Source organism: Nocardia sp. NPDC127526 (assembly GCF_042672265.1).
In the GTDB taxonomy this organism is placed as follows: domain Bacteria; phylum Actinomycetota; class Actinomycetes; order Mycobacteriales; family Mycobacteriaceae; genus Nocardia.
In genome coordinates, this window is sequence record NZ_JBHXVO010000047.1 from 14239 (window position 1) to 38943 (window position 24705).

Here is a 24705-nt window from a genome sequence, read left to right on the forward strand (position 1 = left end):
GCGATTGTGACGGGCGCGGTCAGCCGAGGGAAACCCCGTACCCCGCTTCGTAGATGCGGCGGAGTACCTTCCAGGATTTGAACTCGGTATTGGTCTGCACGGAAATGACATGTTCGCCGTCGGCGGTGCTCACCGTGAAGAACATGGTTCCCCAGTAGCTGCCGCCCACCCCGCGCAGCACCCGCCCGTCGGCGGCGGTCTTGTCGAACTCGAACAGGCCCAGGCCGTATCGGGTGTGCGGCAGCCAGTTCGCGCCTTCGGTGGAGACCGTGGTCCACATCTCGTGGTGCTGGGCGGGCGGCAGCAGGCTGCCGCTGGCCAGCGCGCTGACGAACCGGATCATGTCGCCGGTGGTGGAGACGATATTGCCGGGCGTCCACGAGGTCTCGAATTCGGTGACATCGAGCGGCGCCAGGCTCGGATCCTCCAGGACCGACTCCCAGTTCTCCGCGGTGACCGTGGCGGTGTCGACACCGTCCTTGTAGAACTGGCGGGAGTAGGCGCGCGGGTGCGGATCCCGGAATCCGACCTCGCCGGGGCCGCGCACATAGGTGTGGTCCAGGCCGAGCGGCTGGAAGACCCGGCGCTCGACCTCCGCGGCGAAGCTGTTGCCGGTGATCTTCTCGACCATCGCCTCGGCGATATAGAACCCGCCGTTCGCGTAGACGAAGCGTTCGCCGGGTGCGGCGACCGGCGGCTGGGACACCGCGATCCGGAACAGCTCCGCGGCGGTGTAGGTGTCGAAGCGGTGCGCGCGGAATGCGGAACGGGTGGCGTAGCGGTTGGTCAGTTCCGGCGCCAGCCCGGTGGAGTACATGCCGGCGGTATTGCTGAGCAGATGCCTGATGGTGATCTCGTCGCCGTCGTAGCCGTTGACGTCCAGTACGCCCGGCAGCCACTTGTTCACCGGATCGTCGATGCTCAGTGCGCCCTCGGCCTCGAGCGTCAGCAGCACAGTGGCGATGAAAGCCTTTCCGCCGCTGCCGACCTGCGCGTATTCCCCCGGTCGGCGGGGCGCCCCGGTCTCGAGGTCGGCCGCGCCCGCGGTGCCGAACCAGGTCCGGTCCCCGTCCTTGATGTCGACCACGATGCCGGGGATGCCGTTCTCGGCCACCGCCCAGTCCATGACTTGCTGAATGTCGTTGTGTGTCATAGGACAAGAGTTGCGTTGCATACACGATCCGATCAATCAGCTCTTGCTGAAGCAACGCTGAGATCCGCTGGTAGGTAGGCGAATATCGTTGCGAGCCATTGCTGGGTAATGCAATGATCGTGGTGCGTGAGCGGTGCGGACACGGAGGGGTGAAGGTTTCGGATGCCTGGAGAAAGGCTTACTCAGCAGGACCGGCGCAGGATCGCCGCGGGGCTGCGTGAAGGGTTGACCTACGCCGCGATCGGACGCCGTATCGGGCGACCCACCTCGACGATCACTCGTGAGGTGCTGCGCAACGGCGGCCCCGGCGACTATCGTCCGGATCAGGCTCACCGGGCCGGCACGCGAAACACGCACCGGCACGGCAGCATTCGCCCGAACCGGTCACCCGGCAGCGCGGAACTCGGCGGCCGCGACCCGCGACTCGTGAACGCGGTCGCCGCACGCAATACGGAACTGTTCATCCAAACCGGTCTCCCGCGGATGATGGCCAGGGTGCTGGCCGCCCTTCTGACCGCCGACAGCGGGAGCCTCACCTCGGCCGAACTTGTGCAACGCCTGCGCGTCAGCCCCGCCTCCATTTCCAAAGCCGTTGGCTACCTGGAGGCGAGAGAGCTCATCAACCGCGAACGCGACGCCGAACGCCGCGTGGAACGCTATGTCATCGACGACGACGTCTGGTTCCGGGCCGCCATGGCCAGCGCCCGCATCGACAACCAGATCGCCGCCGCCTGCCGCACCGACGCCCAACGACTCGGCGCCACCACCCCCGCCGGGGTCCGGCTCGACAAAATGGGCCAGTTCCTCCAGCGCGTCAGCGACGACCTGGTCCGCTCGGCCATGCATTGGCGCCAGGTCTATGCCGCCGCTCCGCCCGTCGAAGCCGGCGGCGAGGCGGCGCACTAGATCACGAGGCAGGAACTGCCCGCATTGATCCCGGTGCCGACCGTGAGCATGATCGTCTTGGAATCGCCGTCCTGGGTGATCAGGATGGCGTGCGTCCCGGTCGTCGCCGGGGTCCACGGCGCCACATGCGTCTTCGGACTCGAACTGCCCTCCGTCGCGGCGAACCACACTCCATTGTCATAGAAATTCATCCCCGCACCGGAGTTCGCCGTCGCAACGACCTGATAGTTGCACCCTGTCCCGAACCCATTGCTGAGGCCACCCCCTGCGATCACGACCCGAGCCCCGATCTCGGCCGCGGCCTGGGGTGCGTTGAACCCCACGCCGACGGCCAGCCCGAGCGCAACCGACCCAGCGATCCGAAGATTTCCCATTGACTACCGACTCCTCACATTACGTCCGATGAATATCCAGCCATGCTGCCAGGCAACAACTTCCGGCTCCATCGGGCGAATGCCCTAAGCCGATGCCCTAGGTGTGGCGGTGGCGGAAGTTAGCGGGAGACATGACCTAGCGGAGGTCGTTGGCGAGCCGTCGGGCGCGATACTCGCTCCACGTCGGCAATTGCACGGGTTCGGCGATTCCGACCGGGCTGGTTTCGAATTCGGCGATCACATCGCTGACAGCGAGGACGTCGAAAGCCGCCAAAACAGCCCTGTGAAACTCGTCGTGGGTGTCGTAGTCTCGTCCGTCGATCGCGAAGGCAGCCGACCATTCGGTGTCGGACTTCGTTCGCACGATGCAGATTTTGGGGGCGCTCGCCCACAGGCTCACGTCGCCGAGGAACTTCAGCGCTGCCCGGATCTGTTCGGTGTCGGGTTGGGCGGGGACGTAGTCGCGGCTTCTGATGTGCTCGAGGAACTCTGTCTGAATCGATGCCGCATGTTCGATCAGGTAGTACCGCACCGATGTCGGCCACAGCCACGTTCCATCGGTGCGGGTGGTCGTGGGGATTACTCTGCCGCGGGCGGGGTCGAGCAGGTCGGCGGAACGCCTGCTGGTTCCCATTACGAGACCGCCACCGTCGAGAAATCGCGTGACCAGGCCGAGCTCTTCGGGATCAGTTATCGCTGTGACGGTCATGTCGGTGGTCCATGTGGCCGCGCTCGCCTTCATGATCGTCGAGGGGCGGTCGACGGCACCAGCCTGATCGGGCGATCGTGCTCGCGGTCGGAACGGCTGCGGTCGCGCTGCTGCTTCCGGGCGGGTCACGGCTCGGTGGTGCTCGGCGCGTCGCGGAATGAGATTGGGGTGGGGGCACTAGCTTGGCTCTGTCGTTTCCCTATGTGGAGGTGCCTTTGACTGTTGAGAGATCAGTGCACGGCAATCCCACCTTGGTTGATATTTTGTCGGCGCGAGTCAGGGAAACTCCACATCGGATCGCCTATACGTTCTCGAGCTATCGGGAGGAATCCGAGGATGTCGATTACGGGCGGTTGTGGGATCGGGTAAGCGCGCTTGCGGGGCGGGTGCGGGAAGTGACCGCGCCCGGCGATCGGGTGGTTTTGCTGTGCCCGCCGGGGGCGGGGTTCGTCGAGGCGTTCTATGCGTGTTTGGTGAGTGGGCGGATCGCGGTGTCGGCTGCGCTGCCGTCGTCGGTGCGGCATGCGGCGACGTTGGCGGCGATCATTCGCGATAGTGGCGCGGTGGCGGCGATTGCGCCGTTGGCGGTGGTGCCGGTCAGTGCTGAGCTGCTCGGGGTGGATATCGCGATCATCGACAGTAGTGTGATCGGTGACGGTGGCGGATCGCAGGCATGGACCGAGCCGGGGCCCGCGCCGGATGACATTGCCTTTCTGCAATACACCTCCGGGTCGACGGGCACGCCCAAGGGTGTTGTGGTGTTGCATCGGAATCTGACCCACAACCTTGGGCTGATGATGCGGAAGTTCGAGCTGACTCAGGACAGTGCGATTGCTTCGTGGCTGCCGCCGTATCACGACATGGGGCTGATTCAGGGGATTCTGTTGCCGATGTTCGGCGGATTCCCGGGCACCCTCATTCCGCCGATGAGCTTTCTGCGGGATCCGCTGACCTGGTTGCGTGCGATATCGGGGCGGGCGCGCGTGATGGCGGGCGGGCCGAACCTGGCCTATGGGCTCTGCGTGAAGCGGGTGTCCCCGGCGGAGGCGGCGCAGTTGGACTTGAGCGGATGGGACAATGCCTTCGTCGGTGCGGAACCGGTCGACCCCGGCACGTTACGGCAGTTCGCGGAGATGTTCTCGGTCAGCGGGTTTCGCGCGGAAAGCTTCATGCACTGCTACGGGCTGGCCGAGTCCACGCTGTATGTCACCGGCGGGCTGCGCGGCGGGGGCCCGCGCTCGCGGTACTTCGCCGCGGCGGATCTGGAGCGCGGCATCGCCACGGAAGCACCTCAGGGGCGTGAACTTCTGGGTGTGGGGAGTGCGGACCCGGAACGGATTGCCGTCGTCGATCCCGAGACTCGGCAGCGTTGTCGGGACAATCGGGTCGGCGAAATCTGGCTGCGCAATCCGAGCGTTGCGGCGGGTTACTGGAACAAGGAGGCGGAAACCGAGCGCGTCTTCGGCGCGCGGATCGACGGCGAGGAGGGCGCGGAATACCTGCGGACCGGCGATCTCGGATTCGCGAGCGACGGGGAGATGTATATCTCCGGCCGCATCAAAGAGTTGATGATCGTGCACGGCCGCAATATCTTTCCGCAAGATATCGAGCGCACGATTATCTCGAGCCATCCCATGCTGCGCCCCGGCGGCTGCGCGGTGTTCGCGGCGAGTATCGGAAATGAGGATCGCGTCATGGTCGTGCAAGAACTCAACGACGCACTCGAGCGCGACAGCGCCGCACAATTGGAAGGCTCCATCCGCGATATCGTCAGCCGGGTGCACGCGATCAGCCTGCATCAGGTGGTTTTCGTCGGTAAGGGTGAAGTGCCCAAGACGACCAGCGGCAAGATTCAGCGGCAGCGTTTGCGAGAGGCCTACTCATCCGTAGCGGTATCCTAGGAGAGCGCGAAATGAGTGAATCAGCGCACGGCACCGGCGTTCTGGAATTCTTCGTGGACTGGGTGTCGGCCCGATTGGAGCGAGATTCCGTCGATCCTCATGCACCACTCACCTCGCTGGGCCTCGATTCGGTGAAAGCCGCGGAATTGATGACGATTCTGGAGGACAGGTATCGGACGGAGATCACCGCCGAGGAGATCTTCGACGGACTGAGCCTGTCCGATATCGCGAAACTGGCCGGCGCACAGGCGGATCCGGTCCCCGCGAGCTTCGGTGCATCGGCCACGGACCGGCTGGAATTCAGCCTGCTCTTCTTCTCGAGCGACGCCCAGCAGCACACCGATTCCCGCTACCGGCTGCTGCTCGACAGCGCGCGCTTCGCCGATGAGCACGGATTCCAGGCCATCTGGATCCCGGAACGTCACTTCCACAGCTTCGGCGGCCTCTACCCGAACCCGGCCGTGCTCGGCGCGGCCCTGGCCACCGCCACCGAACGCGTGCGCATCCGGGCGGGCAGTGTGGTTCTGCCACTGCACAATCCGGTCCGCGTCGCCGAGGACTGGTCGGTGGTCGACAACCTGTCGAACGGACGCGTCGACCTCGCCTTCGCCACCGGCTGGAACGCCGATGACTTCGTGCTCGCCGGCGACAAGTACGCCGACCGCGTCGAGGTCACCCGCACCGGCATCGACACGGTGCAGCGGCTGTGGCGGGGCGAGTCGATCGCGCTGCCCAATGGCGCGGGCGAAGAGCGTTCGGTGCGAATCTTCCCGGCCCCGGTCCAACCGGCCCTGCCGACCTGGCTCACCTGCAGCGGCGGCATCGAACGGTTCGAGATGGCGGGCGCGCTCGGCGTGAATGTCCTTACCGCCCTGCTGTTTCAGGAGGTCGACGAGCTGGCGGAGAAGGTCGCCGCCTATCGCAAGGCGCGGGTGCACCACGGTCACGGCGCCGAGGAGGGCACCGTCACCGTCATGCTGCACACCTTCCTCGGCGAGCAGGAGGCGCAGGTGCGCAAGACTGTCGAAGGCCCGTTCAAGCGCTACCTCGAGGATTCCGTCGACCTGTGGCGGCGCGGCTCGGCCGCGCTCGACAGCCTGGACGAGAAATCGCGAGCCAAGGTGCTGGACTTCGCCTTCGAACGCTACTACCGCAATAACGGCCTGTTCGGCACACCGGATTCCACGCTGCCGATGGCGACGCGCCTGCGCGAGATCGGCGTGAACGAGATCGCCTGCCTCATCGATTTCGGCATCCCCGACGGCGCGGTGCTGACGGGCCTGGAATCGCTTGCCGCACTGCATCGAATGGCGTCGTCCGTCCAGTAACTCGTCCCGTAGCCACGAGCCGCAGGAGCAGAATTGACCGGCGTTGGTTCATGTCCTTTTCCGCTATCGGCCGCGCAGCAAGGCATCTGGTTCGCCCAGCAGTTGACCGGTGCGACGCCGGTCACCAATGCGCTGTGCGTGGACCTGCACGGTGATCTGGATGCCGAGCTGCTGCTGACCTCGTTCTGGCGGGTGGCGGGGGAGTTCGAGGCCGGCCGTCTGCGCCTGATCGAATCCGATGGCGAGGTGCTGCAGGCGGTGGACCGGCCCCTGGACGAGCCGATCCGGTATCTGGATCTGCGCACCGAGCCCGATCCGGAGGCCGCGGCCGAGGACTGGATGCGCGCCGAATACAGCGCGCCGGTCGACCTGCACCGGGACCGGCTGATCGCGACCGCCGTTCTGCGCGTGGCTGATCGGCGCTGGTTCTGGTACGTGCGCGCCCACCACATCGCCATCGACGGTCTGGCCGCCATGACGATGCTGAGCCGCATCGGCGAGGTGTACACCGCCGTCTCCGAAGGCCGGGAGCCGGCGGCGTCGAAGGTGCAGACCCTGGCCGAACTCGTCGCCGCGGACGAACAGTACCGGGCCTCGGAGCGTTTCGAGACCGACCGGGAATTCTGGCGTCAACAGCTGGAGGGACTGCCCACGCCGGTCAGCCTCGCCGGCAAGAGCGATCAGGCCGACGCGCACCCGATCTCGGTGACCGGCGCGCTCCCGGCCGAGACCGCCGACCTGCTCGCGGCCGTGGTGAAGGTGACCTCCACGAATCCGGCGGTGCCGATCCTGGCGGCGTTCGGAGCCTTCCTCGGCCGCATGACCGACAGCGCCGACATCGTGCTGAGCCTGCCCGTCTCCGCGCGCGTCACGACCGCGGCCCTGCGTTCGGGCGGCATGCTGGCCAATACCGTCCCGTTCCGCATGACGCTGAATCCGGTTGGAACCGTGGGTGATCTGCTGCACGCGGCACAACAGCGGCTGATCGAGGTGCTGCGGCGGCAGCGGTACCGGCAAGAGGACATGTTCCGCGATATGGGCCGCCTGACACCACAAACCCAGGTGTTCGGGCCGTACGTGGACTTGATGATGTTCGATACGAAGATCGTCCTGGGCTCGATCGCCGGGCAGCTGCGGGTGCTGACGCCGGGCTTGGTCTCGGATTTGTCGGTGAGCTTCTATTCCGGTTCCGGATCCGCCGCCACGCGTGTGGATTTCGTCGGCAACCACAATCTGTACACCGCCGCGGAGCTTGCGCATCATCATCGGCGGTTCCTGGGGTTCTTCCATGATTTCCTGGCCGCGATAGTCACCGATCCCGCAACGCCGGTGCGTGCCATCGGCCTGCTCGACGCCACCGAGCGCGGATGCGTGCTGCGGGACTGGAACGACACCGCCACGGCCATCGACTCGTCGGCGACCCTCGTCGATATGTTCCACCGCCAGGCCGCGGCGACACCCGACGCCACCGCTGTGATCGACGGTGCGCGATCCATTGCCTACCGAGAGCTCAGCGCCCACGCGGACCGACTGGCCGCGGCGCTCTCAACCCGCGGCGCGGGACCGGAAAGCATTGTCGCGGTGGCACTTCCCAAGAGTATCGAGCTCATCACCGCGATGCTGGCGATCCTGAAGGCCGGCGCCGCCTATCTGCCGCTGGACCCGGCATCGCCGCCGGAGCGGCTCGCCTACATTCTCGCCGATGCCGCTCCCGCGCTGGTCATCGTGGACGACAGCACTTCGGCGCTCGTCCGGGCCGCCGACACTCCTGTGCTGCATATCGACCGGATTCCCTCGTACCCAGGCGATATCGACGCCGTGGCCGCGCGCCCGCGTCCGGGCAATCTCGCCTACCTCATCTACACCTCGGGCACGACGGGAAAACCCAAGGGTGTGGCCATAACTCACGCCAACGCGGTGTCGCTGTTCCAGGGCACCCGGTCCTGGTGCCGATTCGGCCCCGACGACGTCTGGTCCTGGTGCCATTCCCAAGCCTTCGACTTCTCGGTGTGGGAGATCTGGGGCGCACTCCTGTACGGCGGACGAGTGGTCGTCGTGCCCCGCGGATCGGCGTATTCACCCGCGGAACTGTGGGACCTGCTCGTCGAGCACGGCGTGACCATCCTCAATCAGACGCCCTCCGCCTTCTACGCGCTGCTCGAATCCCGCGCCGCCGCAGCCGATCACGCGGCTCTGCGCATGGTGATCTTCGGCGGCGAAGCCCTGGACCCCACCCGATTACAGCGCTGGGAACCGATCGCGCATCCGGACGGCCCGGCCATGGTGAACATGTACGGCATCACCGAGACCACCGTGCACGTCACCAGACAACCGCTCGATCACCGCCACTGGACCGGCGAGGCGGGGGTGAGCCCCATCGGCGCGCCCTTGGCCAACCTCCGGGTGTACGTGCTCGATTCCTGGCTCCGCCCGGTCCCCGCCGGTGTCGCCGGAGAACTGTATGTGGCCGGAAATCAAGTCGGCCGAGGCTATTACGCACGCCCGGCCCTGACCGCCGCCCGCTTCATCGCCGACCCGTTCGATCCGTCGGGCAGCGGCGGGCGCCTGTACCGCAGCGGTGATGTCGTGCGCTGGACGGACTCCGGCACACTCGAATACCTCGGCCGAGCCGACGAACAGGTCCAGATCCGCGGCTACCGCATCGAACTCGGCGAAATCGAAAGCGCCCTCGCCGCCCAGGACGCTGTCGCCCGCACCGTCGTCACCACCCGCGTCACCGGCTCCGCCGAGTCCGGCACCCAGCCGTCCACCCAGCTGGTCGCCTACCTGGTTCCCGACCCCGATCGTGCCCCCGTGGCAGCGAAATGCCTGGAGCTGCAACGCGAAGGCGCCATCGACCCCGCCGAGCTGCACGAAATGCCCAATGGCATGCCGGTCGTGGGCCGCAACCGCTCGAATATCGAGTTCCTGTACGAGGAGATCTTCGAACAAGCCGAATACTGCCACGGTGGCGTGACCATCCCGCCCGCGGGCTGCATCGTCGATATCGGTGCGCACGTCGGCATGTTCTCCATGTACGCCAAGCGCACCTCGCCGGATATCAGGATCTACGCCGTCGAGCCCATGCCCGAACTCCGGCGCATGTACGAGGCCAATTCGGCCATCCACGGCTTGGATGCCACATTGGTGCCCTGCGCGATCGGCGCCGAGGTCACCACCGACGTCTTCACCTACTACCCGGAAATGTCGGTCCTGTCCGGCCGCGGCACCGACAGCAGCGTGCAACGCGACATCCTGGAATCGTTCCTGCACAACGAGTTCAACGAGCAGAGCCGGGACGTGGGGGACAGCTATGTCGACCAGCTGATCGACGACCGCCTCGACTTCGTGCAGGTCGAGGTCCCCGTGCGCACGTTGTCGCACATCATCGAGGAGCACGGCATCTCCCACATCGACCTGCTGAAGATCGATGTGGAGGGCAGCGAGCTCGATGCTCTGCTCGGTATCGACGCCCCGCACTGGCCGCTGATCGACCGCATGGTGATCGAGGTCCACGATGTCGAGGACCGGCTGGCCCGCATCGAAGATCTACTGCGCGCCAACGGATTCACCGTGGACGCGCGGGTGTCGCCCAATGTCATCGGAACCGACCTGCACATTGTCTACGCCATCCGGAACACCCTAGCCCCGAGCAGCGGCCCCGCGCAGACGGAAACCGGCGACCTTCTCGAGCCGGACGAGAAATGGTGCGCGCCCGCGGCTCTCGGCAAGCTCATGCGCCGGCGTCTCGGTGACCGCCTGCCCGGCTACATGGTGCCGGACGTGGTGATGGTGCTCGACAGCTTGCCGCTGACGGTGAACGGCAAGGTGGACAAGGACCGCCTGCCGGATCCGGTGGCGGCGGGTGCGGGTTATCGCGCCCCGTCCACGCCAACGGAGGAGATTGTCGCGAACGTGTTCGCGGAGGTGCTCGGCCTGGAACGCGTCGGCGCCGACGACGACTTCTTCGTGCTGGGCGGGAACTCGCTGTCCGCTGCTCGCTTGTCGGCGCGGTTGGCGGACGGCGTCGGCATCGCGGTCGGCGTGCGCGATGTCTTCGAGGTGTCGGTCGTGGGGGAGCTGGCCGCGATGCTGGCGGCCCGCGCGGCCGATGCGGGCGTGGGCGTCGGGCCGCAGTTGCGCGCCGTCGAGCGTCCGCCCCGCATGCCGCTGTCGTTCGCGCAGCAGCGCATGTGGTTCGTGAACCGCTTCGAGCCCGCCTCGGTGGCGTACAACATTCCGGTGGTGTTCCGCCTGTCGGGCGCTGTCGATGTGCCCGCATTGGCGGCGGCGGTACGGGATGTGCTGGCGCGGCACGAGGTCCTGCGGACGCGCTATCCCGACACCGATGGTGTACCGCATCAGGTGGTGGCGCCGATCGAGGACCTGACCGATGCCGCCGACGTGAACATGACGCCGGAGCCGGTGGACCCGGCCGGGCTGGAGGCCGCGATCTCCGGTATCGCGACCATGAGCTTCGATGTGGCCGAGCGCATTCCGGTGCGAGTGCGATTGCTGTCGGCAGGTCCGGAGGAATTCGTCTTGATGATGGTGATGCACCACATCAATGCGGACGGATTCTCGATGGCCCCGCTGACCCGCGACCTGGCCGCCGCCTATACCACCCGCCGTGCGGGAAGGACTCCGGACTGGAAGTCCTTGCCGGTGCAATACGCCGACTACACGCTGTGGCAGCGGGAGCTACTGGGATCGCCCGACGATTCGGATTCCCTGCTGTCGCGTCAATCGGCGTACTGGCGTTCCCAGCTGGCCGATCTCCCAGAGGTTTTGGAACTGCCGTCGGATCGCCCGCGACCCGCGGTGGCGTCTCATCGCGGTGCGACGCACGGCTTCACGGTGGAGCCGGCGGTGGTCTCGGCACTGCGGGCATTCGCCCAGGCGCGTGGCGTCACCGTGTTCATGGTGTTCCACGCGGCCCTGACCATCGTCTTGTCACGCCTGTCCGGCAGCACCGATATCGCGGTCGGCACACCGGTATCGGGGCGCGGGTCGGCCGCTCTCGATGACCTGGTCGGCATGTTCGTGAACACCATCGTGCTGCGCACCCGGGTGGATGAATCGCTGCCCTTCACCGAATTCCTGGCCGCGGTGCGCGCCGTGGACCTGGACGGCTTCGCCCATGGCGAGGTGCCGTTCGAGCAGGTGGTGGATGCCGTGGATCCGCCCCGCAGTCAAGCGCACCACCCGCTGTTCCAGGTCATGCTCGCCTTCCACAACCTCGACGAAGTGCGCCTCGACTTCCCCGGACTCGAGGTGACGGCCTCGGGCGCGGCCACCGGTGTTGAACGATTCGATCTGACGCTCACCCTGACCGACGCACCGGATGACACGGGCGCAATGCCGGTCGAGATCGGCTATGCCACCGACCTTTTCGATCCCGGCACCGTCACGAGGTTCGCCCGCAGCCTGCAGCTGGTGCTGCGCGCGGTCACCGATGACCCTGCCGTCCCGGTCCGCGATATCGATATCGTCCCGGCCCCCGAGCGAGACCGCTTGCTGCGCGACTGGGGTCACCTCGGAGATTCGGTCGGGAAAACCGGCGACCCGGTGACCCTGCCGGAACTGCTTGCGGTCGCGGCGGATAATGCGGACGGCATCGCGATACTGGCGGGCGGAGACCGGATCTCGTATCGAGAACTCGACGAGCGCTCGAACCGCTTGGCGCGTTACCTCATCGACTGCGGAGTCGGCCCGGAGTCGGTGGTGGTGGCAGCCTTGCCCCGGTCGGCCGAGTGGGTTCTCGCGGTCTGGGCCGTAGCCAGAACCGGCGCGGCATTCCTTTCCCTGGATCCCGCACATCCGCTGGAGCGGAATCGGTACGTGTGCGCCGATTCGGCTGCACGAGTGGGCATCACCATCGATCGGTACACCGCAACGCTGCCACCCGAGGTCTCGTGGCTGACCCTCGACGATCCGCACACGGCGGCAGCGATCGAGCTCTGCGCGGGGACGGCGGTCACCGATACCGACCGGTGTGTGCCGGTGCGCCAGGCGAATACGGCCTACGTGGTGTACACCTCCGGATCGACCGGGCGACCCAAGGGCGTGGCCGTCACACACTCCGGTCTGGCAGCTCTGACCGCGGACCTGTTGCGGCGCTGCGACATCGACGCCGATTCGCGAGTATTGGCCGTGGCGGCAAGGACTTTCGACGCAGCGGTCCTGGAGTTTCTCCTGGCAGTGACCTCGCGCGCAACACTGGTGATCGCGCCCCCGGAGGTGTACGGCGGGCAGCCGTTGCGGGAGCTGCTGCACGAGCAACGCGTCACCCATGCGTTCCTGACCCCCTCGGTGGCATTGTCGCTGGAGCCGACCGGCCTCGACGATCTGCGCGTGGTGCTCACCGGCGGCGACAGGTGCTCGCCACAGCTGGTGTCGCGCTGGGCCGCAACCGATACCGCGGGCATCCGGAGGGTCCACAACCTCTACGGCCCGGCCGAGGCCACGATCTGGGTCACCGGTACCGAGCTGCGCCCGGATCGGGCGGTGCGCATCGGCGCGCCCATCGCGGGAACGGGCGCCGCGGTGCTCGACGCGTGGCTGCGCCCAGTGCCCAGCGGGGTCGTGGGTGAGCTGTACGTGTGCGGTGCGGGTGTGGCGCGCGGCTACCGCGGCAGGGCCGGGCTGACCGCCACACGATTCGTGGCCAACCCGTACGGCGCGCCCGGAGACCGGCTGTACCGCACCGGCGACCTCGTCCGCTGGGTCGTGGACGAATCCGATTCGGGGTCGGGCGTTCTGGAGTTCGTCGGCCGCGCCGACTTCCAGGTGAAGGTGCGCGGGCAGCGGCTGGAGCTGGGCGAGGTCGAGGCCGCACTGGCCGAGGCGGCAGGAGTCGGACAGGCGCTGGCTGTCGTTCACGTACCGGGCGCGGACGCCGCGGTGCGGCTGGTGGCCTACGTCGTGGCCCGCTCCGGATGCGCGGTCGATCCGGCGGCGATCAGGGAATCGGTGAGTGAGCGGTTGCCCGGCTACATGGTGCCGGATGTGGTGATGGTGCTCGACGAGCTGCCCTTGACCGCCAGCGGGAAGGTGGACCGGCAGGCCCTGCCCGCCCCGGTCTTCGCACCCGAGTCGTTCCGAGCGCCGTCCACCCCGGTCGAGGAGATCATCACCACGGTGTTCGCGGAGGTCCTCGGCCTCGATCAGGTGGGAGCGGACGACGACTTCTTCGCTCTGGGCGGCGATTCGATCGTCTCGATCCAGGTGGTATCGCGCGCCCGCGCCCGCAGCGTGCAGTTCGGCCCGCGCGATGTGTTCGAGCAGCGCACCGCCGCACGGCTGGCGGTCATCGCGCGCGCCGTCCCGGATGCGCTCGGCGACCATACGCTCGAGCCGGTCGGCGGCGGTATCGGCGCCATGCCATTGCTGCCCGTGGCGCGGTGGATGGTGGAGTGGGGCAAGGGTTTCGATCGATTCGAGCAGCACATGGCGCTGCGCATGCCGGCCGGGCTGGAGGAACAGGACCTGCTGGCGGCCCTGGCCGCGGTCCTCGACCGCCACGACGCACTGCGGTCCCGGCTGCACCGAGACGACACCGGTGCGTGGACCATGGTCGTCGCGCCCGCGGGCAGTGCCGAGACGGCCGGGATGCTGCATCGGCGGGTGCTCGATCCGGGCATCGACATCGACTCGGCCGACGGCCGTGCGGCGGTGACGGATATCGCCGCCGCCGAACTCTCCGCAGCGGTCCATCGGCTGGATCCGCGGGCCGGGACGATGATTCAGTTCGTCTGGCTCGAGTCCGCCTCCGCGCCAGGGTGGTTGGTGATCACAGCGCACCATCTGGTGATCGACGGTGTGTCCTGGCGGATCCTCCTCCCGGATCTGCTGTCGGCTCTGGAGCAGGCCCGCACGGGTGCGGTGCCGATCCTGGCCCCGGTGGGAACCTCGATGCGACGGTGGGCGCACAGCCTGGAAGCCGCGGCGGCCGACCCGCGCCGAGCCGCGGAATCGAGCCTGTGGCAGACGATGGTCACCGGCCCCGATCCACTGTGGGGCGAGCGGGACCTGGATCCGGATCTTGACACCGCGGGGTCCCTGGACAGAGTGCGCCTGGAGCTGCCGAGTTCGGTGACCCGCGCCGTGCTGTCCCGCGTGCCCGCGGTGTTCCACGGCGGGGTCGAAGATGGGCTGCTGGCGAGTTTGGCTGTGGCGGTGCGGTTGTGGCGCGCCCGCCGTGGCATCGACGAGCCGTCGGTGCTGATCCGCCTGGAGGGTCACGGCCGCGAGGAACAGATCATCCCCGGCGCGGACCTGTCGCGGACGGTGGGCTGGTTCACCTCGATGTTCCCGGTCCGGTTCGACCTGAACGCGATCGATATCGATGAGGTGGCCGCCGGAGGCGCGGCGGTGGCCGCGGCGGTGCTCTCGATCAAGGAGACGCTGCGCGCAATCCCGGACAAGGGGATCGGCTACGGACTGCTGCGCTACCTCGATCAGCGAGCGGCGCAGGCGCTTCCGGAACACCTACCGGGCCGCATCGGCTTCAACTACCTGGGCCAGGTCGTGCCCGGCGATCTCGGTGCGGGCGGGTTGTACGGCGGCTTGGGAGAATTGGAGATCCCGCCGGACCCGGATACACCGGTGACCCTGGCCGTGGACGTGAGCGCGCTGGTGATCGACGACCGCCTGCGGGCGGAGATCCGGTTCCCGCGCACGCTGCTCGATCGCGATGCGGTCGAGGAATTCGCGCAACTGTGGTCGCACGTGCTGACGGCAATGGCGAGCCATGCCGAAAAGCCCGGCGCGGGTGGGTATTCACCGTCGGACTTCGCCCTGGTACGCCTGACCCCGCCGCGCGTGACGGCGCTGGAACGCGGCTACCCGTCCCTGACGGATGTGTGGCCGGTGACGCCCTTGCAGGCCGGTCTGCTGTTCCACGCCCACCGCACCGACAGCGGCGTCGATGCGTATGTCGCGCAGGTGATCCTGCACGTGGCCGGTGCTCTCGACGTGGCGCGCTTGCACACCGCCGCCACCTCGATGGTGGCGAGCCACGATGTGCTGCGGACCGCGTTCACCGCGACCGGCGCCGGCGACAACGTGGCGGTGATCTGCGATGCCGTCGAAGTGCCCTGGCAGGTCATCGATCTGGTCGGACAGCCGGATCCAGAAGGCGCGCTCACACAGCTGGCCGCGGCCGAGAAGGCGCGGCGGTTCGATCTCGCCGTGGCGCCATTGGTCCGGTTCACCGTGGTCGCGATGAGTGCCGATCGCTGGGCGCTGATCGTCACCAATCACCACGTCATTCTCGACGGCTGGTCCCTGCCGCTGCTGATCACCGACTTGTACACCCGGTACGCCGGTGGCGGCAAGACCGCCCCCGCCGGGTCGTTCCGGGACTTCCTGGCGTGGTCGGCCGCCCGTGACCGCGACGCGGCGCTGGCCGCCTGGACCGCGGCGCTGGACGGCGCCGAGCCCACCCTGATCGCGGCCACGGCCGACACCGATCCGACCGCGACGGCGGAAGAGTGGTTCGAGATCGACAGCACCGAAGCCCAGGACCTGGCGGCCGCTGCGGCTTCCGCCGGGGTGACGGTGAATACCGTGCTGCAATCGGTGTGGGCGATGCTGCTGGCACAGTCGACCGGCCGGACCGATATCGTGTTCGGCGCCACCGTCTCCGGCCGTCCCGCTGAATTACCGCAGGCGGCCAGCACGATCGGACTCTTCGTCAATACGGTCCCGGCACGGATCCGACTGGATCCCGCCGAGACCGTCACCGGGTTGTGGGCCCGCATCCACGGCGAGCAGGCCGCCCTGCTCGACCACCACCACCTCGGACTGACCGACATCCACGCCGCCACCGGCAACGATACCCTGTTCGACACCGTGATGGTCCTCGAGTCCTATCCCATTGACCTCCAACACATCCGGGAGATCATCGGCCGGGGCGACCTGGACATCACCGGCGTCGCCGCCACCGACTCCACGCACTATCCGCTGACGTGCAGCATTACCGTGCAGGACGGGCTGCGCATCCGATTGCAGTACCGGCCGGACGTATTCGACCAGGCCACGATCACCACCCTCGGCGAACGACTACGGCGGATCCTGCACGCGGTCACCGCCGACCCGGGCATCCCGGTGCGAAATATCGAGGCACTCACGGCATCCGAACGACAGCGGCTGCAGCGCTGGGGTCACGGCGGGATCGTCGAAACCCTCGGAACGCCCGGCATCGCAACCCGTGGCGCGACGCTCCCGGAGCTGCTGGCCGCCGCGGTCGCGCGCCATCCCGAGGGGGACGCGGTGGTGGACCGCGATCGACGCCTCACCTACCGGGAGATGGACATCCGGTCGAATCGCCTGGCGCGCTATCTGATCGACCGCGGGGTGGGCCCCGAGTCGGTGGTGGCGGTGGGTCTGCCGCGCTCACTGGAATGGGCGCTGGCGGTATGGGCGATCAGCAAATCCGGCGCGGCGTTCGTCTTACTCGATCCCGAGCATCCGCGCGATCGCAATCAATTCATGTGCGCTGATTCCGGTGCGCGGGTCGGCATTACGCTGTCCCGCTACACCGGCGCGTTGCCCGGGGAAGAAACGACGTGGCTGTTGCTCGATGATCCGGACACGGCGGCGCGGATCGAGCTGTGCCCGCGCACCCCGGTGACCGAAGCCGGTCCGGGCGCGACCTCCCACCCGGGAAGGGCGGCGTACCTGGTCTACACGTCGGGTTCGACCGGTCGCCCGAAGGGCGTGGAGATCACCCACACCGGGCTCGCCAATGTCTGTGCCGCGCAACGACACCGGTTCGGCATGAGCCCGGATTCCCGGGTGCTGAGTGTCGCCGCCCGCACCTTCGATGCGGCGATCTTCGAACTGCTGCTGGCGATTTCCGGCGCCGGAACGCTGGTCATGTCCCCGCCGGAGGTCTACGGCGGCGAGCCACTGGCGGAATTGATTCGCGCCCAACACATCACACACGCCGTTCTCACCCCGACCGTGGCCTGCGCACTGGATCCCGCCGGGCTCGACGAGCTGCGGGTATTGATCGCGGCGGGCGAAGCCTGCCCACCCGCTCTGCTGTCGCGCTGGTCGCGCACCGATACCGCGGGCAGGCGGCAGGTCTTCAACCTCTACGGCCCGGCCGAGGTCACCATCTGGGTGACCGGCAGCGCCGAACTGCACGCGCACGATCCCGTCACCATGGGCTCGGTCATCGGCGGCCTGGACGTGGTGGTGCTGGATCGCTGGTTGCGTCCGGTACCGGCCGGGGTGGTGGGCGAGCTGTATGTGTCGGGTGCCGGTGTGGGACGCGGATATCGATCCCGGCCCGGCCTGACCGCCGCCCGGTTCGTGGCCGATCCCTTCGGAACGGCGGGCGACCGGTTGTATCGAACCGGCGACCTGGTCCGCTGGGTCGCGGAGGAATCCGGTTCGGGCGCCGGGGTTCTGACCTTCGTCGGCCGCGCGGACTTCCAGGTGAAGGTGCGGGGCCAGCGGCTGGAGCTGGGCGAGGTCGAGGCCGGGCTGTGCGCGGTGGAGGGCATCGAGCAGGCGGCGGTCGTCGTGCACGCACGTGCGGCCGATGCGCGGATGGTGGCCTATGTGGTGGCGGATGCGGGCCGTGCGATGAACCCGGCGGCGGTTCGCCGCGCGATGGGTGAGCGCCTGCCGCGTTTCATGGTCCCGGATGTGGTCATGGTCCTCGACGAGCTGCCGCTGACGGTCAACGGAAAGGTGGACAAGACCCGATTGCCGGAACCGGTGACGACGGGTGCGCGCTACCGGGCGCCGTCCACGCCGGCCGAGCGGACCGTGGCCGGGGTGTTCGCCGAGGTCCTCGGACTCGATCGGGTCGGCATCGACGACGATTTCTTCGCACTCGGCGGCAATTCGCTGTCCGCGACCCGCGTGGTGGCGCGTCTCGGCGAGGCCGCCGGCGTCACGGTGGGCGTGCGCGAGGTGTTCGAGGCCTCGGGTGTCGCGGAACTGGCGGAGCTGCTCGCCGCACACCCGGGCGCACCGGCAACCGGTACCCGGCTGGGCCTGCTGGCGCGCCCGGAACGGATGCCCCTGTCGTTCGCACAGCAGCGGATGTGGTTCGTCAACAGGTTCGCGCCGGGTGCGGCGGCGTACAGCATTCCGATGGTGCTCAGGATTTCCGGCGAACTCGACATCGCCGCCCTGTCGGCAGCCGTCACCGATGTGCTGGCCCGGCACGAAGTCCTGCGCACGCGGTATCCGGACGCCGACGGCGTGCCGTTCCAATCGGTGGTCCGCGTCGAAGACCTGGCGGATGCCGCGGATATCGACCTCACACCCCGACCGGTGACGGAAAACGAGCTGACGGCCGCGATTTCCGGCATTATCGCCACGGGATTCGATGTGGCGGAACGTATCCCGCTGCGCATGCGGCTGCTGTCACTGCGACCCGATGAGTTCGTGCTGGTGATCGTGGCGCACCACATCTGCGCCGATGGATTCTCCATGGGCCCGCTGGCCCGGGATCTGGCCACCGCCTACACGGCCCGCTCCACGGGCCGGGAACCAGGATGGGCCCAGCTACCGGTCCAGTACGCCGACTACACGCTGTGGCAGCGCGAACTGCTCGGCTCCGCCGCCGACCCGGACTCGATGCTGTCGCGCCAGCTGACGTACTGGCGCACGCAATTGGCGGACCTGCCCGAGGTGCTGGAGCTGCCGTCCGACCGGCCCCGGCCCCCGGTGGCGTCCCATCGTGGCGCGACCCATGGATTCGTCCTGGACGCGGAGGTGGTCCAGGGCTTGCAGGCCGTGGCGCGGGCACAGGGCGCGACGGTGTTCATGATGTTCCACGCCGCCTTGGCGATCGTGCTGTCGCGGCTGTCGGGCAGCGGCGACATCGTCATCGGCACACCGGTTTCCGGTCGCGGCTCGGCACACCTGGACGACCTGGTCGGCATGTTCATCAATACGATCGTGCTGCGCACGCACATCGACGAGTCCCTGCCGTTCCGCGAACTGCTCGAACACGTCCGCACCGTGGATCTGGACGGCTTCGCCCACGGCGAGGTGCCCTTCGAACAGGTGGTGGAAGCGCTGGATCCGCCGCGCAGCCAGGCGCACCACCCGCTGTTCCAGGTGCTGCTCGCCTTCCACGATCTCGATCCCGAGAGTGTCGCGTTCCCGGGCCTCGAGGTCACGCCGTCGGGCGCCGACACCGGTGTCGAGCGGTTCGACCTGACGCTCACCCTGTCGGACAGGCCGGACCAGAACGGGCAGATACCCGTCGATATCGGCTACGCCACCGACCTTTTCGACCGGGCCACCGTCGTCGCCATGGTCGAACGCCTGTGCCGCGTCCTTCGAGCGATCACCTCCGATCCCGCGATCCTCGTCCGTGACATCGACACCTTGTCGGATACCGAACGGCACCGGTTACTGGCCGAATGGGGCCGCAACCTCCCGGTCACCGAGCCTGCCACCCTGCCGGAACTGCTCGCCGCCGCCGTGGCGAACAACCCGCGGGGCGATGCGGTCGAAGACGGCGACCGGCGGATCTCGTATCGAGAACTCGACGAACAGTCGAATCAATTGGCGCGCTACCTGATCCAGCAGGGCGTCGGCCCCGAATCGGTGCTCGCGATCGCGCTGTCGCGATCAGTGGAATGGATGCTCGCCGCCTGGGCGGTCACCAAGACCGGAGCGGGATTCCTGTCCCTGGATCCGGCCCATCCACTCGATCGCAACCAGTTCATGTGCACGGACTCCGCTGTGCGGCTCGGTATTACGCTGGACCGGCACACCACCGCACTGCCCCGGCAGGGCATGTCGTGGCTGCTGCTCGACGATCCGGCGGTGACCGCGTCGATCGCACAATGCCCGAAAACCTCTGCGACCGACGCGGATCGGCACGGGCCGCTGCGCACCGGCAATACCGCCTACGTCGTCTACACCTCCGGCTCGACCGGCCGTCCCAAGGGCGTCGAGGTCACCCACGCCGGATTGGCCGCGGTGGCCGCCGCCCACTCGAGCCGGTACGCCATCGACTCCGCGGCCCGCATCCTGGGCGTCTCCGCGCGCACCTTCGACGCGTCGGTGCTGGAAATCCTGCTCGCAGTGCCCGCGGGCGCGACCCTTGTCCTGGCGCCCGAGGACGTCTACGCCGGACAGCCTTTGGCCGACCTGATGCGCGAGCGCCGCATCAGTCACGCGTTCCTGACGCCGTCGGTGGTGGCCTCGCTCGATCCGCGCGGGCTCGACGCGCTGCGCGTGGTGACGGTCGGCGGTGAACGGTATTCCACCCAGCTGGTGGCGCGCTGGTCGCGCACCGATGCGGCGGGCATGCGCCGGTTCTTCAACACCTACGGGCCCACCGAGACCACCATCATCATGACGATCAGCGACGAGCTGAGCGCCGGTGATCCGCTCGACATGGGTTCGGGCATAGCCGGTATGGACGTACTCGTGCTGGACTCCTGGCTGCGCCCGGTTCCCTCCGGGGTCGTGGGCGAGCTCTACATCTCGGGTTCCGGTGTGGCGCGCGGATACCGAGGCCGCGCGGGTCTGACGGCCACGCAGTTCATCGCGAATCCCTATGGGGAGCCCGGAGACCGGCTGTACCGGACCGGCGATCTCGTCCACTGGACCGCGTCGCGGCCGGAATCCGGACCGGACACCGCGGCCCTGATGTTCGTGGGCCGGGCGGACTTCCAGGTGAAGCTGCGCGGACAGCGTATGGAGCTGGGCGAGGTCGAAGCCGGGCTGTGCGAGGTGGAGGGCATCGCGCAGGCGGTCGTGCTCGTGCACGAGGCGCGGGCCGATTCCGGTGCGCGACTGGTGGGATACGTGGTGGCCGGGCCGGGATGCACGCTGGACCCCGCGGTGGTCCGGCGCTCGGTGAGCGAGCGGTTGCCCGGCTACATGGTGCCCGATGTGGTGATGGTGCTCGATGAGCTGCCGCTGACCGTCAACGGCAAGGTGGACAAGGCGAAGCTGCCGGAGCCCGCAGCGATGGGCGCGGGTTACCGAGCGCCGTCCACACCATCCGAGGCGATCGTGGCGCAGGTCTTCGCCGAGGTGCTCGGACTGGACCGGGTGGGCATCGATGACGACTTCTTCACACTGGGCGGCGATTCGATCGTCTCGATCCAGGTCGTGGCGCGGGCGCGGACACGAGGCGTGGTCTTCGGGCCGCGTGATGTGTTCGAGCAGCGCACCGTCGCGCGATTGGCGGAATGCGCGCGCCACACCGGTGACGAGACCGCTGCCGGGTTGGCCGAGCTGCCCGGTGGCGGGGTGGGCGAATTGCCATTGCTGCCGGTCGCACGGTGGATGGTGGAGTGGGGCAAGGGTTTCGCTCGGTTCGAGCAGCATGTTGTGCTGCGCTTGCCCGTCGGGGTGGACGAGGCGTGCTTGGTGGCGGCGGTGGGCGCTGTGCTGGATCGCCACGACATGCTGCGTTCTCGCCTGCGGCGCGACGAATCGGGTGAATGGTCGATGCGGGTGGCGGCCCCGGGCAGTGTGGACGCCGCGGCGGTTCTGCTCAGGCGTCCGCTCGACCCGGGTATCGACGTCGACTCCGACGCCGGTCGGACACTGGTGACGGATCTCGCTGCCGCGGAACTGAACTCCGCGGCGGAGCGACTGGATCCGGTCGGCGGGATCATGACGCAACTGGTCTGGCTCGACCCCGCCGACCGCGCGGGTTGGCTGATTGTCGTCGTGCACCATGCCGTGGTGGACGGCGTCTCGTGGCGGGTGCTGGCGCCCGATCTGATGTCCGCACTCGACCAGGCCATGCGCGGCGTCACGCCGGTGCTGGAGCCGGTGGGAACGTCGATGCGAGCGTGGGCGCACGGACTGCTGACCGCCGCGAGCGAGGCCGGGCGCGCCACAGAACTGGAGCTGTGGCGGTCGATGCTGACAGGTCCCGACCCGGCACTCGGCGCCCGCGAGCTCGACCCGGCCGTCGATACCGCGTCGATGCTCGACCAGGTCGACGTGGAATTGCCCGAGCCGGTGACGCGTGCGCTGCTGACCCGGGTACCGGCCGTCTTCCACGGCGGCGTCGACGACGGTCTGATCGCGGGACTCACTGCGGCCGTGCGGATCTGGCGCGTGCGGCGCGGTATCGATGAGACCTCGGTATTGCTGCGTCTGGAAGGTCACGGTCGTGAGGAGCAGGTCGTCGGCGGCGCGGACCTGTCGCGCACGGTGGGCTGGTTCACCTCCATGTTCCCCGTGCGATTCGACCTGTCCGGCATCGATCTCGACGAGGCGATGGCGGGCGGCGACGCCGTGACGGCGGCGGTGCGGTCGGTGAAGGAGACCATGCGCTCGATCCCGGACAAGGGCATCGGTTACGGCCTGCTGCGCTACCTGAGCCCGGAAACCGCTGCGCTGCTGCCGGATCGAATGCCGGGCCAGATCTGCTTCAACTATCTGGGCCGAATCGGGGGCGGCGATATCGGTGTGGACGGAGTGCACGGTGGCCTGGGTGAACTGATCGCCGCACCGGACCCCGACATGCCGGTGACAGTCGCCGTCGATGCGTCGGCGATCGTCATCGAGGACCGGCTGCGGGCGGTATTCCGGTTCCCGCGCACACTGCTCGACCGTGGCGCGGTCGAGGAATTGGCGGGCTTGTGGTCGCAGGCGCTCACAGCGGTGGCCGCCCACGCCGAAACGCCGGGCGCAGGCGGACATTCGCCGTCGGACTTCGCATTGGTCCTGCCGCAGGCCGGTATCACCGCGCTGGAGCGGCGATACCCATCGTTGACCGACGTCTGGCCGGTGACGCCGCTGCAGGCCGGTCTGTTGTTCCACGCACAGCTGGCCGGTGCCGAGGCCGCCACGGATGCTTATGTCGCGCAGGTGGTTCTCCACCTGACCGGTGGCCTGGACGCGGAACGCCTGCGTGCGGCGGCGGCCTTGTTGCTGCGGCGACACGAGGGTTTGCGCACCGCCTTCACCGCCACGGAGAGCGGCGAGTACATCGCGGTGGTCTGCGACGACATTGAAATGCCGTGGAAAACGGTGGATCTCACGACCCGGCCGAATCCCGAGACCGCGCTCGACGAGCTGGCCGCACAGGTGAAGGCGGTCCCGTTCGACCTCGCCGAGCCGCCGCTGCTGCGCTGCACCCTGGCCGCCATGGGAGCCGATCGGTGGGCATTGATTCTCACCAACCACCACGTGATCCTCGATGGCTGGTCCATGCCATTGCTCATCACCGAGCTGTTCTCCGCCTACGCCGGACAGCAACCGGCGGCTCCGGCCGGTTCGTATCGGGACTTCCTGGCCTGGTTGGCCGCTCGCGATCACGAGGCGGCCCTGTCGGCCTGGGCGGCAGCCCTGGACGGCGCCGAACCCACCCTCATCGCGGCGGGGGCCGAAGACGATCCAGCACACGTGGCGGACATTTCGATCACCATCGACAGGACCGACACCCGAAACCTGGTCGCCGCGGCGGCCGCCGCCGGGGTGACGGTGAATACGGTGCTGCAATCGGCATGGGCGATGATGCTGGCGCAGCTGAGCGGCCGGACCGATCTGATATTCGGCGCGACCGTCTCCGGCCGTCCCGGCGAGCTCCCCGCCGCCGCGCACACCATCGGCTTGTTCATCAACACGATTCCGACCCGGGTCCGGCTCGAACCCGCCGAGACCATCACCCGGCTGTGGAGCCGAATCCACGACGAGCAGGCGGCCCTGCTCGAGCACCACCATGTCGGACTGCGCGATATCCACGCGCTCACCGGCAACGACAGCCTCTTCGACACCTTGATGGTGCTCGAGTCCTACCCCGTCGACCTGCACGGCATCGCGCACACCGCCGGCGACGGCGATCTCGAGATCACTCGGATCGCGGCCGGCGACGCCACGCACTACCCGCTCACCTGCACCGCGGTTCTTCAGGACGCCTTGCGCATCCGGTTGCAGTACCAGAGTGGGGTTTTCGATACGGCCACGATCGAAGCCTTCGGTGAACGCCTGCGCCACGTGCTGCACGCGATTGCCGGAGATCCCACGATGCCGGTGCGGGATATCGACGTCCTGTCGCCGCCGGAACGGTATCGGCTCGTGCACGAGTGGGGCCGCAACGGCGTGCTGGACCTCGATCACGCTTCCGTTCAGGGCATTCAGCGCGTCGGTGCGAGCGGGCGCGGCCCGGCCACCTTGCCGGATCTGCTGGCGGCTGCGGCGGCTGCCGATCCGGCCGGGGACGCGGTGCTGGATGGTGACCGGCGGCTCTCCTACCGTGACCTCGATGAGCGATCGAATCGTCTGGCGCGCTCGCTGATCGGGCGTGGCATCGGCCCGGAGTCGGTGGTCGCCGTCGGTGTGCCGCGCTCGCTGGAATGGGTGCTGGCGGTGTGGGGCG

General features: G+C 68.0%; 7 protein-coding genes. 4 read left to right on the plus strand and 3 right to left on the minus strand.

Features of this window, described 5'->3' with window-relative positions; translation table 11 throughout:
- Window positions 1-19: 19 nt before the first annotated feature.
- Window positions 20-1153 carry a serine hydrolase domain-containing protein gene (locus ACFVIV_RS37410; protein ID WP_379204799.1) on the minus strand — a complete coding sequence of 378 codons (1134 nt, stop codon included), beginning with the start codon at window positions 1151-1153 and terminating at the stop codon, window positions 20-22.
- 162 nt (window positions 1154-1315) lie between these two features.
- Here ACFVIV_RS37410 and ACFVIV_RS37415 point away from each other — a divergent pair, with 162 nt between their 5' ends.
- Window positions 1316-2059, plus strand: coding sequence for a helix-turn-helix domain-containing protein (locus tag ACFVIV_RS37415; protein ID WP_379204801.1), 744 nt, complete (start codon window positions 1316-1318; stop codon window positions 2057-2059).
- Here the strand turns inward: ACFVIV_RS37415 and ACFVIV_RS37420 are convergent.
- Together ACFVIV_RS37420 and ACFVIV_RS37425 are read right to left on the minus strand one after the other, a co-directional pair.
- Window positions 2056-2433 carry a hypothetical protein gene (locus ACFVIV_RS37420; protein WP_379204803.1) on the minus strand — a complete coding sequence of 126 codons (378 nt, stop codon included), beginning with the start codon at window positions 2431-2433 and terminating at the stop codon, window positions 2056-2058. The two genes, ACFVIV_RS37415 and ACFVIV_RS37420, sit on opposite strands and share 4 nt — an antisense overlap.
- A gap of 136 nt (window positions 2434-2569) precedes the next feature.
- Window positions 2570-3271: a hypothetical protein gene (locus ACFVIV_RS37425; protein ID WP_379204805.1), complete on the minus strand. Its 702-nt coding sequence runs from the start codon at window positions 3269-3271 to the stop codon at window positions 2570-2572.
- Between the two features lie 104 nt (window positions 3272-3375).
- On the opposite strand from ACFVIV_RS37425, the gene ACFVIV_RS37430 reads away from it, so the two are divergent.
- The 3 genes from ACFVIV_RS37430 to ACFVIV_RS37440 all read left to right on the plus strand — a co-directional run.
- Complete coding sequence (locus ACFVIV_RS37430) at window positions 3376-5043, plus strand: fatty acyl-AMP ligase (protein WP_379204806.1); 1668 nt, start codon at window positions 3376-3378, stop codon at window positions 5041-5043.
- Window positions 5044-5054: 11 nt separating this feature from the next.
- Window positions 5055-6371 (plus strand): MupA/Atu3671 family FMN-dependent luciferase-like monooxygenase, encoded by a 1317-nt coding sequence (locus ACFVIV_RS37435; protein WP_379204808.1) that lies wholly within the window; start codon window positions 5055-5057, stop codon window positions 6369-6371.
- A 33-nt stretch (window positions 6372-6404) separates the two neighbouring features.
- On the plus strand, window positions 6405-24705 hold an 18301-nt coding region (locus tag ACFVIV_RS37440), incomplete at its 3' end, for an amino acid adenylation domain-containing protein (RefSeq protein ID WP_379204810.1).

Excerpts from the sequence above, each read along its gene's own strand:
- ACFVIV_RS37415 (WP_379204801.1), top strand. The coding sequence starts at position 1,316 with ATGCCTGGAGAAAGGCTTACTCAGCAGGACCGGCGCAGGATCGCCGCG.
- ACFVIV_RS37410 (WP_379204799.1), bottom strand. The coding sequence starts at position 1,153 with ATGACACACAACGACATTCAGCAAGTCATGGACTGGGCGGTGGCCGAG.
- ACFVIV_RS37420 (WP_379204803.1), bottom strand. The coding sequence starts at position 2,433 with ATGGGAAATCTTCGGATCGCTGGGTCGGTTGCGCTCGGGCTGGCCGTC.
- ACFVIV_RS37435 (WP_379204808.1), top strand. The coding sequence starts at position 5,055 with ATGAGTGAATCAGCGCACGGCACCGGCGTTCTGGAATTCTTCGTGGAC.